The organism is Bacillus sp. BK450 (genome assembly GCF_004364885.1).
GTDB classification, from domain to species: Bacteria; Bacillota; Bacilli; order Bacillales; family Bacillaceae; genus Bacillus; species Bacillus safensis.
In genome coordinates, this window is record NZ_SOBQ01000002.1 from 474,266 (window position 1) to 489,759 (window position 15,494).

Consider the following 15,494-nt stretch of genomic DNA (forward strand, 5'->3'; position numbering starts at 1 on the left):
CGTGAGAGGATGCTTATTTGTTTTCATTATCAGATGGACCTTTTGTCATTTTGCCAAATGAATCTCTCATATCCGTATCAGCATCGATATTCTTAATGTTCATGTAGTCCATGACACCAATATTGCCTTCACGTAATGCTTCAGCCATTGCAAGTGGTACTTCAGCCTCTGCTTCTACGACTTTCGCGCGCATTTCTTCAACTTTCGCACGCATCTCTTGTTCTTGTGCAACAGCCATTGCGCGGCGTTCTTCTGCTTTCGCCTGTGCAATGTTTTTGTCTGCTTCTGCTTGGTCTGTTTGCAGAATTGCCCCGATGTTCTTACCGATATCAACATCTGCGATATCAATCGAGAGAATTTCAAATGCAGTACCTGAATCTAATCCTTTACCAAGAACCGTTTGAGAAATCATATCAGGATTCTCAAGAACCTTTTTATGATTATCTGATGAACCGATTGTAGAGACAATCCCTTCACCTACACGGGCAATAATTGTTTCTTCCCCTGCACCACCGACAAGTCGGTCGATGTTTGCACGAACGGTAATACGTGCTTTTGCTTTGACTTCAATCCCGTCCATCGCAACACCAGAGATAAATGGTGTTTCAATGACTTTAGGATTTACACTCATTTGAACTGCTTCTAGTACGTCACGGCCTGCTAGGTCGATGGCTGCACAGCGGGCAAAGTTCAATTCGATATTCGCGCGTTGAGCTGCAATTAATGCGTTCACCACTCGGTCCACGTTACCACCTGCAAGATAGTGGCTCTCCAGCTGGTTAATCGTCACATCAAGACCTGCTTTATGTGCTTTGATGAGCGGGTTGACCACTCGGTTTGGAATCACTCGGCGCAGTCTCATTCCTACAAGTGTAAAAATGCTCACTTTTACGCCAGCCGCTAGGGCAGAAATCCACAGCATCACCGGTACAAAGGTGAAAAAGATCGATAGAACAATCAAACCTGCTGCGATAATCACAAATAATAGTAAAGTAGATGGATCCATTTTATTCCTCCTCTAAAATCAGTATATCTATACTTTCCTCACGACAATGCGTGAGCCTTCCGCTTTCACAATTTTTACTTGTTCATCTTTATCGATAAATGCACCTTCTGACACCACATCAATGCGCTCATCTCCGAGTACGATCGTACCAGATGGACGAAGTGCAGTGGCTGTCACTGCGATTTGCCCAACAAGATCCTCTCTTGTTTCATTTGAGACATAACCGCTTTCCTTATTGGTTGAATCGGTTAAAATGAACTTTTTAAAGAATTTCATACGTTTCCCCAACACCTTTGTCAATAAAATAACTGCTATGATTGAAACAGCAGTGGCAATCAAGATGGAAATCGCCATTTCTGTAAAGCTTCCAGCTGCTAAAAATAAGCTGACAACGACACAGATCAGTCCAATGACACCTACGATTCCCCCTGGCAAAAACAATTCCAGAATAATGAGTGCAATCCCTGCTAAAAACAGGAATAACGTCTCATATCCTGCAAAACCTGCCACGAGATGACCATAAAAGAATAGAAGAAGCGCTGTCACTCCCATGGTGCCCGGGACCCCAAAGCCAGGAGAATAGAGCTCAACAACTAACCCTAAACTTGCAATGGATAAAAGGATTGGAATGACAATTGGGTGCGTAAGAAAACGCGCAACCTTTTCAGCAAAGCTCACTTCATCGTATTGAACAGAAGCATCTTTTAATTTCAGCTTCTGAAGCAAGTCATCCATATTTTTTGCTTCTCCTTCTGCATAACCGAATTTAAGCGCCCGGTCTGTGTTGAAGGTGAGCAATTCTCCTTTTGGTGCACCGGCTTCTTTTGCGTCTATATCTATATCCGCCATGGCAAGAGCATACTTTGGATCACGCCCCTGCTTTTCGGCAGCATCACTCATTTCAGCAAGCCATAGAGATTCAGATTTTTGATCGGCAGCATTGCCTTCTCCATCGATGATCGCAGCAGCCCCCATCTTTCCATTCGGGGTCATATAAATTTGATCGGCATTTAGCGCGATGAAGGCCCCGGCTGAAAGCGCTCTATGATTGACAAACGCTGTCACTGGGATATCGGAAGCACGAATCGTATCTGCGATCTCAAGCGCTGCATCGACTGCACCACCCGGTGTATTGATGTCGAGAATAATATGCTTCGCCCGCTCCGACTTTGCCTGCTCAAACGATCGTTCAATGAATTTAGAAAGTCCTTTTTCTACTGTATCTTCAATTGGGATAACATGAACTTTCTGATCTGCTGATTTCGCGGTCAATTGAACCCCTAATAACAAGCATATTATAAAACAACTGAAGAGAGCAATAGAAATTTTTATTTTTTTCATCTATTTGGTGATCCCTCCTCTCTTTCTTCCATTTTACTGTTCCTTTACATACGTTACAAATGTATCATAGGTTTCATTTTTATATGACAGAATCACGAGGGCATAAAAAAAGTACCCTTCTAACAATAGAAGGATACTTTTTTATTGAGACAGCTGCTCGCTGACAAGTCTGTTAATGACAGCTCCATCAGCTTTACCTTTTACTTTTGGCATAATAGCGCTCATGACTTTACCCATATCAGCCTTCGAGGAAGCACCTGTTTCAGTAATCGTTTCTTTCACGATCGTTTGCAGTTCTTCTTCAGAAAGCTGTTCAGGTAAATAAACGTCTAATATGTCAATCTCTTTTTGAACTTTATCTACTAAATCTAAGCGATTAGCTTTCGAAAATTCATGGAGGGAGTCTTTACGTTGCTTAATCTCGCGGGAAAGGACGGTTAGTTCCTCATCGCCGGTCAAACTGTCTTTCTTAAGCTTAATTGCTTCATTTTGCAGCGAAGCCTTTACCATACGAATGACAACAAGCTTGTCTTTCTCACGGTTTTTCATCATAAGCTTCATATCAGAATTTAATTGCTCAAGAAGACTCATAAAATCCACCCTCTTTAGAATTTACGTTTTCTAGCAGCTTCAGACTTTTTCTTGCGCTTTACGCTAGGCTTTTCATAAAATTCACGCTTTCTTGCTTCTTGCAATGTTCCAGTTTTGGATACACTGCGTTTAAAGCGACGAAGAGCATCTTCAAGCGATTCGTTTTTTCTAACGACCGTTTTTGACATTCTCTTTCCCTCCCTCCGAATACACCAATCGACTGCATTAAAAAAAGATATACATGCAAAACATGTACCTAGACATTATAATATAAGCCCAGTGTGAGGTCAACTAAGTGATTTGGAAATATATTTTCGTCATGAGCAGGTAGACAAGTCCATATATTCATTGGTAAGAGGAGGACTTTTCTATGATGGCGATCATTTATTTTTGTGCACTTATTTTCATTTTTTTATGGTCAATGGGCTTGCTGAGAAAAGGATTAATGGCGCTTGCGTCGTCTCGTATTGAGAAATCACTTCTTCTCTTTACAGATCACCCGGTCAAAGCATTCTTGGTCAGCATTGTGTTTACAGGGGTTCTACAAAGCAGTTCTGCTTTTATGGTTATCGTCATTGGCTTTGTCAGTACTGGCATTCTCTCTTTTAAAAAATCGATCCCAATGATCCTTGGAACCAATATCGGCTCCACGTTTACGACAGAATTTATCGCCATTAAAATGGACGTGTTCATGTGGGTTTTGATCATAGCCGGTCTTGTATTTATCCTTTTTGGCAGGACATCTTTTAGACATGCAGGAAAAAGTTTATTTGGGCTCGGGATGATCTTTTTTTGCATACAAGGCTTTTCAAAAATTGCAGGGATGATGACAAGCCAGCCTGAGACATTGCGTTTTCTTGAAATGATGCAGCATTCAGACTGGACAGCGCTGCTTTCGGGTACCATTTTCACAGCAATTGTTCATTCGAGCTCCGTCTGTATCGGTATTTTAATGGGATTTATGAATGAGGGAACTGTGGCACTTCAGGAAGGTATCAGCTTTGTGTTGGGGTCCAATATTGGGACATGTATTACGGCTGTGATGGCTGCGATATCTGGCGGCTACGCAGCACGTCAAACGGCTTATGCACACGTCGTGTTTAATGTGCTTGGGGTTCTTTTATGCCTGCCGTTTCTCGCCCTGATCACAGAGGTTGTCGCCCTTCTCGCAAGCTCTCCCGCCCAGCAGATTGCGCATTTCAGCCTGCTGTTTAATGTGGCAAGCTCTCTCCTCTTCTTTCCGTTCATTCGCCCTTTTCACGCATTGATCTTGTGTCTCATGCCGAATCAGTCAAAATAAAAGAAACCGGCTTGCCCTTTTGGCTGCCGGTTTTTTATCTATTATGAGGTCATTCTCACTTTGTCTGGCTGCACATCATCGCTGATGCGAACGAATTGTCCTTCGTTATAAGGATAGCCCGCTTTCGTAATTTTCACTTTGACCAGACGGCCGATCATGTCCTCTGTCCCTTCAAAAACAACTTTCATGTAGTTATCTGTATAACCAACATAAAGATTGTGGTTTCCTTCTTGTTCTTTGAAGGATTCTTCCGGAATAATCTCTAGCACATCACCTTCGTATGCTGATGCATACTCTTTCGCAAGCTGGTCAGAAAGAGCGATCAAACGGTGGACACGTTCGTTTTTCACATTCTCATCCACTTGATCTTCCATTCTTGCAGCCGGGGTACCTGTACGTTTGCTGTAAGGGAATACGTGCAGCTCAGAGAATTGATGGTCTTTGACAAAATTGTACGTTTCCAAGAACTCTTCTTCTGTTTCCCCAGGGAATCCAACGATTACATCAGAGGTGACAGCAAGTCCTGGCAATGCTTTTTTCAGCTTTGTTAAACGCTCTGCAAAGAATTCCATCGTATATTTACGGCGCATTCTTTTTAGCACAGTATTTGAGCCAGATTGAAGCGGGATGTGTAAGTGTCTGACGATTTTATCTGACTGATCAAGCACTTCAATCACTTCATCTGTAATTTGACTTGCTTCAATAGATGAAATACGGATTCGTTTCAAGCCAATAACACGTTTATCTAATTCTTTTAAAAGCTTTGCAAAGTTATAATCCTTTAAGTCTTCTCCGTATCCGCCTGTGTGAATACCTGTAAGCACAATTTCTTTATAGCCCGCATCAACAAGCTGCTGCGCTTGATTGATGACCTCTTCTGGATCACGAGAACGAAGAAGGCCGCGCGCCCAAGGAATAATGCAGAATGTACAGAAATTGTTACAGCCTTCTTGGATTTTTAATGAAGCGCGCGTTCTGTCTGTGAAGGCAGGAACATCAAGTTCTTCAAACACACGTGCTTTCATGATATTGCCAACCCCGTTGATCGGCTGTCTTTCTCTGCGGTATTCTTCAATATAGCCTAGTAATTTATGTCTGTCCTGTGTTCCAACCACAATATCAACACCAGGAATCGCCATGATTTCTGCTGGTGATGTTTGCGCATAGCAGCCTGTTACACAAATGACACCATCCGGGTTATGACGAATGGCTCTTCTAATGACTTGACGGCTTTTCTTATCGCCTGTATTCGTGACCGTACATGTATTAATGACATATACGTCTGCTTTTGATTCATACTCTTTTCTTTCATAGCCAGCTTCTTTAAACAGCTGCCAGATCGCCTCTGTTTCATAGTGGTTGACCTTACAGCCAAGTGTATGGAACGCTACTGTTCCCATCATGATTCACCTCTTAATAACTCTGTTTGATAAGATATAGCAGAAAGCGCATATAAAGGAGCAGTTTCTGTTCTTAAAATGCGTGGTCCAAGCCCGCAAATGACTGCACCAAGCGTTTCAAGCTCTTCAATCTCCTTTTCTGCCAAACCGCCTTCAGGGCCAAAAACCACTAGCAAGGTTTGTCCGCCTTTCATCTGTTGAAGCACAGTTTGAAAGCGGCTTTGCTCTCCTTCTTTCGATGATTCTTCGTATGCAACGACACATTTATCGAATTCACCAGCTAATTGCGTCAGCTCTTTAAACGTTGATACTGAATAAACACGGGGAATGATATTCCGGTAGGACTGCTCGGCTGCTTCTTTCGCGATTTTCTCCCAGCGCTCTCGTTTTTTATGTGACTTTTTTTGGTCAAGCTTTGTAATAGAACGAGCCGCTTGAAACGGGATAAAAGCACTTGCGCCAAGCTCTGTGCCTTTTTGGATAATGAGCTCAAGCTTATCTCCTTTTGGAAGACCGCTTGCAATCGTCACCTTAATCGGAAGTTCTCTGTCCTGATTTGTCCAGCTTTCAAGGTGACAAATCACTTCTTCCTTTGTTATTGTATCAATTTTACTGAGCGCTTCAAAGCCGTCTGTCGTTAAACAAAGGATTTCCTGCCCTACTTTCATCCGCATGACATTGGAAAGATGATGTACATCTTCACCTTTTATAACGATGGCTCCCTTTAACGTCACTTCTTCTTTCGTGAGGTCGATAAAATATCGTTGCATACGTGTCCTGACACCTACTCGCTTTATTTTTTCGCTATAATGCTGACCCAATCTTCCATTGACAGCACTTCAACAATGTCAAAACCTGCTTCTTCTAATGCTGTTTTGACCTGTAATTTCTTTTGTCCAATGATGCCTGATGTAATGAAATAGCCATCTTTCTTCAATAGGTCATAGGCTTGATCTGTAAAGCGCAAAATCACTTCTGCCAGAATGTTGGCGACAATCACATCACGCTCACCTGAAATTCCATCAAGCAAATTGTTTTGTTTGACCGTCACTTGGTCACTTACACCATTTAGTTCGATGTTTTGCTTCGCACTTTCTACCGCAACGGTGTCGAGATCAAAGGCTTGAATGTCCTTTGCACCAAGCATCGCTGCTGCCACACTTAAAATTCCAGAGCCTGTTCCAACATCAATCACCGTATCGTTTTCCTTCACGTAGCGCTCAAGCGCCTGAATGCAAAGGACGGTTGTTGGATGCGTACCTGTTCCAAATGCCATTCCAGGATCCATTTCAATAATCAGTTCATCAGAATGAACCGGTGTATATTCTTCCCACGTTGGAACGATGGTGAATTTTTCAGAGATTTTCACAGGATGATAGTATTTCTTCCAGGCGGTGGCCCATTCTTCTTCATTTACTTCACAAATTGACAGTGTATTGCGTCCAAGGTCAATATCGTATAGAAGAAGATTGTTGATGGCTTCTTTGATCTCATCTACCGTTTCCATCAAAAAGCTGTTCATTGGAAGATAGGCTTTCACAATGACACCTTCATCCGGATAGTCATTCGGATCGAGCTGGTAGATCTCACCGTATACATTTTCACGTTCCTTGACTAAATCAAGCGGGTCCTCAATCACGACACCACTTGCACCTGCTTCATGCAAAATATTGGTGATCGGTTCCACCGCTTCATTTGTTGTATGGACGCTAATTTCTGACCACTTCAATACTACCAACTCCTTATCCGTCTTACTCGCCTTTAAATGCGCGTTTTACCTTATCGAAAAAGCTCATTTCTTGTTCGTCTGGTTTATTTCCGCTCACTTCAGCAAATTTTCTAATGATATCTTTTTGATTGTCTGTTAAATTTGTCGGTGTGACAACACGTACAACGATATGCTGATCGCCTTGGCCGTAGCCGCGTACATTTTTCACGCCTTTACCTTTAAGTCTAAACTTCGTGCCAGTTTGAGTGCCAGCAGGAACTTTTAATTTTACTTTTCCGTGTAATGTCGGCACTTCAATTTCGTCACCTAATGCAGCTTGGGCAAAAGTGAGCGGCATCTCGCAGTAAATGTCATCTCCATCACGTTCGAAGAATTCATGCGCACGCACATGGAACACAACGAATAGATCGCCTGGAGGGCCTCCATTTACACCTGGTTCTCCTTGACCAGACACTCTGAGCTGCTGGCCATCATCAACACCTGCAGGGATCGTCACGTTAATTTTCTTACGCTTACGCACTTTGCCAGATCCGCCGCATGTTGAACATTTATGGTCAATTTGTTTCCCTGTTCCGCTGCAGTAGTTACATACTCTGCGGTTGACCACTTTACCAAACGGAGTGGATTGCTCAACATTTAATTGACCAGAACCGCCGCAATGTGAACAGGTTTTTGCCTGCGTACCAGGCTTTGCACCTGATCCATGACATGTTTCACAAGATTCTTCACGAGGGATTTCAATGGTTGCTTCTTTTCCAAATGCCGCTTCTTCAAACGAAAGCGTCATTGTATATTGCAGGTCCGCTCCTTGGCGCGGTGCATTTGGATCTCTTCTTCTGGCTCCGCCGCCAAAAATACTAGAGAAGATGTCATCAAAGCCGCCGAAGCCGCCAAAGTCTCCTCCTCCGCCAAAACCGCCGCCGCCAAAGCCTTGGTTTGGATCGGTATGACCGAACTGGTCATAATGCGAACGTTTTTGATCATCAGAAAGGGTTTCATAGGCTTCTTTTACTTCTTTGAATTTCTCATCTGAGCCAGCTTCTTTATTAATATCAGGGTGATACTTTTTTGAAAGCTTGCGGTATGCCTTTTTGATTTCGTCCTTTGAGGCGCTCTTACTTACGCCAAGCACTTCATAGTAATCACGCTTACTCATCTCTTCACACTCCCGATTTTCTCACATAAATACGATTGTATCATTTTGATTTAACCTTTTTCAATTCCTTTCATCGTTGAAAAGAAAAAAAGTCAAAGCCAAGAGATCCTGACTTTGACTTTCTGACGAGTACGTTTCAGCAGTCTTTTTCAAAAGTAAAGGTGATTATTTTTTCTCTTGATCGTCGTTTACTTCTTCGTATTCTGCATCCACTACATTGTCATCTGCTTTTTGAGCACCTTCAGCGCCTTCTTGCTGAGCTTGTGCTTGTTTTGCAGCTTCTTCATAGAGCTTTGTCGTTAATTCTTGAACGATTGTTTGCAGCTCATCTTTTTTCGCTTTGATGTCTTCAAACTCGCCTTTTTCGATCGCAGCTTTTAGCGCATCTTTCGCGTCGTTTGCTTTTTTCACTTGCTCTTCATCGATTTTGCCTTCTAGATCTTTTAATGTTTTTTCAGTTGTAAACACTAATTGATCTGCTTCGTTGCGCACTTCGATTTCTTCTTTTTTCTTCGCATCTGCTTCAGCATTTTCTTCTGCTTCTTTGACCATTTTTTCGATCTCATCATCAGAAAGACCTGAAGAAGATTTGATTGTGATGTTTTGCTCTTTGCCTGTACCCATATCTTTCGCACGTACGTTGACAATACCGTTTTTATCGATATCAAAAGATACTTCGATTTGCGGTACGCCGCGTGGTGCTGGCGGGATATCAGTCAATTGGAAGCGGCCTAATGTTTTGTTATCTGCAGCCATTGGGCGCTCACCTTGCAGGACATGGATATCTACAGCTGTTTGGTTGTCAGCAGCTGTTGAGAATACTTGAGATTTACTTGTTGGAATTGTTGTATTGCGTTCAATCAGCTTCGTGAATACGCCGCCCATTGTTTCAATTCCTAAAGAAAGTGGTGTTACGTCAAGAAGAACAACGTCTTTGACATCCCCTGTGATCACTCCACCTTGGATCGCTGCACCAAGTGCAACTACTTCATCAGGGTTTACACCTTTATGAGGCTCTTTGCCTGTTTCTTTTTTGATTGCTTCTTGTACTGCAGGAATACGAGTTGATCCACCTACAAGGATGACTTTATCAATCTCGCTAGCAGATAAACCAGCATCTTTCAGTGCTTGACGTACAGGTGTCATTGTACGCTCTACAAGATCTGCAGAAAGCTCTTCGAATTTAGCACGCGTTAACGTTAATTCAAGGTGAAGAGGTCCTGCTTCTCCAGCTGTGATAAATGGCAGTGAGATTTGTGTAGAAGATACACCAGAAAGATCTTTTTTCGCTTTTTCAGCAGCATCTTTTAAACGCTGAAGCGCCATTTTATCTTTAGAAAGATCAATGCCATTTTCTTTTTTGAATTCAGCCACTAGGTGATCAATAATGACTTGGTCAAAATCGTCTCCACCTAGACGGTTGTCCCCAGCAGTTGAGCGCACTTCAAAGACGCCGTCTCCAAGCTCAAGGATCGATACGTCAAATGTACCGCCGCCAAGGTCGTATACAAGAATCGTTTGATCTTCTTCTGTTTTATCTAAACCATACGCAAGTGCAGCTGCTGTTGGTTCGTTGATGATACGTTCTACTTCAAGACCAGCAATTTTACCAGCATCTTTCGTTGCTTGACGTTCTGCATCGTTGAAGTAAGCAGGAACTGTGATAACAGCTTTTGTTACTTCTTCGCCAAGATAGCCTTCAGCGTAAGATTTAAGGTGCTGAAGAATAATCGCAGAGATTTCCTGCGGTGTATAGTTCTTGCCTTCAACTTCTACTTTATAATCAGTACCCATATGTCTTTTAACAGACATGATCGTGTTCGGGTTTGTAATTGATTGACGTTTTGCTACTTCACCCACTTGGCGCTCTCCGTTTTTAAAAGCGACAACAGATGGTGTTGTACGTGCTCCTTCAGCGTTAGCAATGACTTTTGGCTCGCCGCCTTCAAGTACTGCAACACATGAGTTTGTTGTTCCTAAGTCAATCCCAATGATTTTACTCATATTCGATGACCTCCCATTATGTAGTTATTGATTTACTTTTACCATTGATGGACGAATAACTCGGTCTTTGAGTTTATAGCCCTTTTGCAATTCTTCTACAACGATATTTGAATCGTAGTTTTCATCTTCAACTTGCATGACGGCTTGATGAAGGTTTGGATCGAACTCTTTGCCGACAGCTTCAATTGGTTCAACGCCTTCATTTTTCAACGCTTCTATCAGCTGGCGGTAAACCATTTGCATTCCTTCTAACAAACTTTTCGTCTGCTCATTGTCTGGATCAATTCCAAGCGCTCTTTCAAAGTTATCAAGAGCTGGGAGAAGATCACTGACAACATGTTGAGAACGATATTTTTGCACGGTCTCCACTTCAGTTCGAGCACGGCGTTTATAGTTTTCAAAATCTGCTTGAACACGCAGAATTTTGTTTTCTTTTTCATCTAGAAGCTGCTGCAATTCATCGATTTTTTCTTGGAAGGCAGACTGTTCATCATGTGTTACTTCCTCAGTATCTGCTTGAACTGCTTCTTCTTGTGCTTCAACCTCTGCTTCTTGCTCAGGTGTCTGTTTTTCTTCTGACATTGTGTTCACCTCCCTCAAAAGATTCAAAAATACGAAGGGGCTGTGCCCCTATCTTTTATCACCCTACTCATCATACAAATTGGAAAGTGCGTTTGACAAGTCTTTTGATACATGATGCAAGAGACTGACAACCCTGCCATAATCCATACGGGTTGGACCAATGACGGCAATGGAGCCGAGTGATTTTTGATCAATCGAATAAGTAGCTGTGATTAAGCTGCAGTTCTCCATCGCTTCCAAATTGTTTTCTGAACCGATTTTAATGGTGATTCCTTGCTGATTTGGATGAAACAGCTGCATGACATCATTCTTTTGCTCAATAAGCATCATGAGTGAACGGATGCGGTCAATGTCATGAAACTCCGGCTGATTCAACATATTAATCTTCCCGCCAAAGAAAAGTTTTGATTCATTTTGAGTCGATGTAAATGTATTGCCGAGCGCATCTAAAATATGATCATAATCTTTTAAATGCGTACGAAGAAGCATCACAACTTCTTTATACATTCTGTCCTTCAGCTGATCCATCGGGACTCCGGCTAGGCGGCTGTTTAAAATATTCATCAGCTTCTCAATATCGGAGACATCGAGATGCTCAGAGAAGGTAATGGTTTTGTTTTCAACATGTCCGCTGTCTGTAATCATGATCGCCACTGCTTTGTTTGGCTGAACAGGGACAAGTTGAATTTGCTTTAATCGATTTTCACTTAGCTTCGGACCAAGCACAATCGATGTATAGTTTGTGAGATCTGATAAAATTTCCGCCGATTTTTGAACTGTCTTTTCCAGCTCAAAAATTTTCTCCTGAAAGGCCGACTGGATGAGCACAAGCTCTTTAGACGACAGTTTTCGCGGAGAGAGCAAATGATCTACATAATAACGATATCCTTTTTCGGAAGGAATTCTTCCTGATGAAGAATGGGTCTTTTCAATAAAACCAAGTTCCTCCAAATCAGCCATTTCGTTTCTAATCGTCGCAGAGCTGAATGTAATGTCTTCTTTTTTAGAAAGAGTCCTTGATCCAACTGGCTGCGCCGAACGAATAAAGTCATTAATGATGACTTGCAGAATCAAAAGCTGACGATTTGTTAACATCATCATCACCCCTGTTAGCACTCTCTTTCAACGAGTGCTAATTGTATAAACAAAATTACCAAACTCAAATTAAAATGTCAATTATAACTCACCGAGAAACGCTTGAAATACTTCATTGCCTAACAATTTGCCTTTTCTTGTTAAACGTATCCCCTTGTCATCTTTTACAATGAGGCCTTTTTCTTCTAAATCTTCAAGAACAGTGGAAAAAAGTGCTTCTGGTGCAGCACCATATTTTGCTTGGAAATCAGCGCTTTTCACCCCTTCGATTTTTCGAAGACCTAAAAACATTTCTTCTTCTATTTGCTCTGCTTTTGTGACCTGATGTGTTTCCTTATACGGGAAACCTGTTTGGTCAATCAGCTCCAAATAATGTTTCACCGGCCCTGCGTTCACATTTCGGATGCCATCTACATACCCGTGTGCGCCTGCACCAAAACCGAAGTAATCTTCATTGCTCCAATAGGTCAGGTTATGCTGGCTTTCAAAGCCAGGTTTGGCGTAGTTGCTAATTTCGTACTGCTTTAACCCATGGCGCTCCATTTCATCCATCACAAGCTCATACATTTCAGCCTCACGTTCTTGCGGCGGTAAATGAAGTTTTCCTTTTTGCATTAAGTTGTAAAAAACGGTTTTCGGCTCGACGATGAGTGAGTAAACCGAATAATGCTCTGCCCCTAGCGAGAAAGCCGTCTCAAGTGAATTCATCACATGATGCTTTTCTTGATGCGGCAAGCCAAACATGAGATCGAGGCTAATATTGTCAAATCCAACCGCTCTAGCTCGCTCAAAGGAGGTAAGGACATCCTTCTTTTGATGAACTCGTCCAATTTTCTTGAGCAAATCGTCTTCAAAAGTTTGAACGCCAAAGCTCAGCCGATTCACGCCGGCTGCTTTAAGCACATGCAACTTCTCAAGTGATAATTCATCTGGGTTTGCTTCTACTGCAAATTCAATCAGATTTTTTGTCGGCTTTAATACGCTGTGAATGCTGTTCATGAGCTTGTCTAGCTGACTGACAGTCAGTGATGTCGGGGTTCCCCCGCCAATAAAAATTGTCTTTAGTTCCTGCTCGCCTTTTTGCTCGATCGTGTGCTGCATCTCTTTCTCAAGAGCCGCTAAGTATTCGTCGACTGGCTGCGTTTTGATGAAGAATTTATTGAAATCACAATAGTGGCAAATATGCTCACAAAATGGAATGTGAATGTATGCTGCTTTCATTTGATGACACCTTCTTTACAGGTAAAGAGCCGCAGTTTGTCGCTGCGGCGTCTTTGTTTGTTATCGACTATAAACGTCAAGGCAGACATTGTAAAGCAGGTAGCCTTGAGGATGTTATTTTTTTGGTGTGCTGTCGTCCATCTTCAGCACAGCCATAAATGCTTCTTGCGGGACTTCAACAGAGCCCACTTGCTTCATGCGCTTTTTCCCTTCTTTTTGCTTCTCAAGAAGCTTTCTTTTCCGGGAAATGTCTCCACCATAACATTTAGCAAGTACGTTTTTACGCATCGCCTTAATGGTGGAACGAGCAACGATTTTTTGACCGATCGCTGCTTGAACCGGCACTTCAAAGTGCTGGCGTGGAATCAATTCTTTTAGCTTTTCTACGATGATCTTGCCTCGTTCATATGCATAATCGCGGTGAACAATAAAGGAAAGGGCATCGATTTTTTCGCCATTCAGCATGATATCCATCTTCACCAGCGTCGAAGGACGATAGCCAATCAGCTCATAATCAAAGGACGCATAGCCTTTTGTGTTGGACTTTAGCTGATCAAAGAATTCGTATACGATCTCTGCCAAAGGAATTTCGTACACAATGCTCACCCGGTTCGCATCAAGATACTGCATATCAATGAAATTCCCGCGCTTTCCTTGGCAAAGCTCCATCACAGAGCCTACATAGTCATTCGGCACCATCATTGTTGCTTTTACATACGGTTCTTCAATTCGCTCAATCTTTTGCGGATCAGGCAGATTGGACGGGTTATCTACGACGATTTTTTCTCCATCTGTCATATATACATCATAAATAACACTTGGCGCTGTTGTAATCAGATCAATTTTAAATTCACGTTCAATCCGTTCCTGGATGATTTCCATATGAAGCATTCCAAGGAAGCCGCAGCGGAAACCGAAGCCAAGTGCTTGGGATGTCTCTGCCTCATATTGAAGTGAAGAATCATTTAATTCAAGCTTTTCTAACGCTTCACGTAAGTCGTTGTATTTCGCTGTATCAATTGGATAAAGTCCGCAGTATACCATTGGGTTTAGCTTTCTGTATCCTGGAAGTGCTTCTTTCGCAGGGTTTTCCGCGCTTGTGATCGTATCCCCTACACGTGTATCACCGACATTTTTAATCGCAGCGGTTAAGTAGCCAACATCTCCAACGGTGAGTTCGTCTGTTGGCATGGCTTTTGGTGTGAAAACGCCAACTTCAAGTACTTCAAATTCTTTCCCCGTCGCCATCATTTTAATTTTCTGACCAGGTCTGACGGTTCCTTCGACAATTCGTATGTACGCAATAACGCCGCGATACGCATCGTAAAGAGAATCAAAAATAAGGGCTTGAAGTGGTGCTTCTGGATCTCCAGCGGGAGCCGGCACCTTTTCAACGATTTGTTCTAAAATATCCTCGATTCCAATACCCGCCTTAGCAGAGGTGAGAACAGCTTCAGACGCATCCAACCCGATGACATCTTCAATTTCTTCTCTTACACGCTCAGGCTCTGCACTTGGCAGATCGATTTTGTTGATAATCGGAAGAATTTCTAAGTTGTTATCAAGAGCTAAATAAACGTTCGCAAGTGTCTGTGCTTCAATTCCTTGTGCTGCATCTACTACAAGAATCGCACCCTCACAGGCAGCTAGGCTTCGAGATACCTCATAGGTGAAGTCGACATGCCCTGGTGTATCAATCAGGTGCATGATATATTCTTCCCCATCCTTCGCCTTATACTTCAGCTGGACAGAGTTTAATTTAATCGTTATGCCGCGTTCACGCTCTAAATCCATGGAATCAAGCAATTGTTCTTTCATTTCCCGTTGAGTAATCGCCGCTGTTTTTTCCAAAATACGGTCTGCCAATGTGGATTTCCCATGATCAATATGGGCGATAATGGAGAAATTTCGAATTCTTGATTGCCGCTCTAATCGTTTTTCTTTATCTGTCACAATCTATCACTCCTACTATAAAACGCGGGTTGCGCTAGGTTAGATTATATCAATAGGGCTGTAAAGATTCAATCGAAATCAAGAAAAGCCGCTTATTGGTCAGCGGCTTTGATCAA

14 protein-coding genes are annotated in these 15,494 nt (G+C 42.4%); 1 reads left to right on the forward strand and 13 read right to left on the reverse strand.

The features are described 5' to 3' along the window. Nucleotides 1-13 precede the first annotated feature (13 nt). The 4 genes from floA to rpsU form a co-directional block, all read right to left on the reverse strand. Entirely contained in the window at nt 14-1,006 is a 993-nt protein-coding gene (floA, locus tag EV579_RS07645) for a flotillin-like protein FloA (RefSeq protein ID WP_024423026.1), read from the reverse strand. A gap of 27 nt (nt 1,007-1,033) precedes the next feature. Further along, on the reverse strand, nt 1,034-2,347 hold the full coding sequence (locus tag EV579_RS07650) for an NfeD family protein (RefSeq protein ID WP_039180060.1): 1,314 nt from the start codon (nt 2,345-2,347) through the stop codon (nt 1,034-1,036). A 141-nt stretch (nt 2,348-2,488) separates the two neighbouring features. Beyond that, the gene (locus tag EV579_RS07655) at nt 2,489-2,938 is read right to left on the reverse strand and encodes a GatB/YqeY domain-containing protein (protein ID WP_024423028.1); all 450 of its coding nucleotides are present in this window, start codon (nt 2,936-2,938) and stop codon (nt 2,489-2,491) included. 14 nt (nt 2,939-2,952) lie between these two features. Further along, complete coding sequence (rpsU, locus tag EV579_RS07660; protein WP_003152957.1) at nt 2,953-3,126, reverse strand: 30S ribosomal protein S21; 174 nt, start codon at nt 3,124-3,126, stop codon at nt 2,953-2,955. A gap of 182 nt (nt 3,127-3,308) precedes the next feature. Here rpsU and EV579_RS07665 point away from each other — a divergent pair, with 182 nt between their 5' ends. Then, the gene (locus EV579_RS07665) at nt 3,309-4,238 is read left to right on the forward strand and encodes a Na/Pi symporter (RefSeq protein WP_076840451.1); all 930 of its coding nucleotides are present in this window, start codon (nt 3,309-3,311) and stop codon (nt 4,236-4,238) included. A gap of 41 nt (nt 4,239-4,279) precedes the next feature. On the opposite strand, the gene mtaB is transcribed toward EV579_RS07665, so the two are convergent. The 9 genes from mtaB to lepA all read right to left on the reverse strand — a co-directional run bounded on the left by mtaB (nt 4,280) and on the right by lepA (nt 15,378). Continuing rightward, nucleotides 4,280-5,638, reverse strand: coding sequence for a tRNA (N(6)-L-threonylcarbamoyladenosine(37)-C(2))-methylthiotransferase MtaB (mtaB, locus tag EV579_RS07670; protein ID WP_073206350.1), 1,359 nt, complete (start codon nt 5,636-5,638; stop codon nt 4,280-4,282). Further along, the gene (locus tag EV579_RS07675) at nt 5,638-6,408 is read right to left on the reverse strand and encodes a 16S rRNA (uracil(1498)-N(3))-methyltransferase (protein WP_133744215.1); all 771 of its coding nucleotides are present in this window, start codon (nt 6,406-6,408) and stop codon (nt 5,638-5,640) included. The genes mtaB and EV579_RS07675 overlap by 1 nt, the downstream gene beginning before the upstream one ends. Before the next feature lie 23 nt (nt 6,409-6,431). Then, nucleotides 6,432-7,367, reverse strand: coding sequence for a 50S ribosomal protein L11 methyltransferase (prmA, locus tag EV579_RS07680; protein ID WP_024423032.1), 936 nt, complete (start codon nt 7,365-7,367; stop codon nt 6,432-6,434). A gap of 22 nt (nt 7,368-7,389) precedes the next feature. Further along, nucleotides 7,390-8,523 (reverse strand): molecular chaperone DnaJ, encoded by a 1,134-nt coding sequence (gene dnaJ / locus EV579_RS07685; protein WP_024427952.1) that lies wholly within the window; start codon nt 8,521-8,523, stop codon nt 7,390-7,392. A gap of 165 nt (nt 8,524-8,688) precedes the next feature. Continuing rightward, the gene (dnaK, locus tag EV579_RS07690; RefSeq protein ID WP_024423034.1) at nt 8,689-10,527 is read right to left on the reverse strand and encodes a molecular chaperone DnaK; all 1,839 of its coding nucleotides are present in this window, start codon (nt 10,525-10,527) and stop codon (nt 8,689-8,691) included. A gap of 24 nt (nt 10,528-10,551) precedes the next feature. Further along, complete coding sequence (gene grpE / locus EV579_RS07695) at nt 10,552-11,109, reverse strand: nucleotide exchange factor GrpE (RefSeq protein ID WP_133744216.1); 558 nt, start codon at nt 11,107-11,109, stop codon at nt 10,552-10,554. Nucleotides 11,110-11,172: 63 nt separating this feature from the next. Next, on the reverse strand, nt 11,173-12,204 hold the full coding sequence (gene hrcA, locus EV579_RS07700) for a heat-inducible transcriptional repressor HrcA (RefSeq protein WP_003217350.1): 1,032 nt from the start codon (nt 12,202-12,204) through the stop codon (nt 11,173-11,175). 81 nt (nt 12,205-12,285) lie between these two features. Further along, entirely contained in the window at nt 12,286-13,425 is a 1,140-nt protein-coding gene (hemW, locus tag EV579_RS07705; protein ID WP_024423037.1) for a radical SAM family heme chaperone HemW, read from the reverse strand. A 114-nt stretch (nt 13,426-13,539) separates the two neighbouring features. Then, complete coding sequence (gene lepA / locus EV579_RS07710; protein ID WP_024423038.1) at nt 13,540-15,378, reverse strand: translation elongation factor 4; 1,839 nt, start codon at nt 15,376-15,378, stop codon at nt 13,540-13,542. Nucleotides 15,379-15,494: the final 116 nt, after the last annotated feature.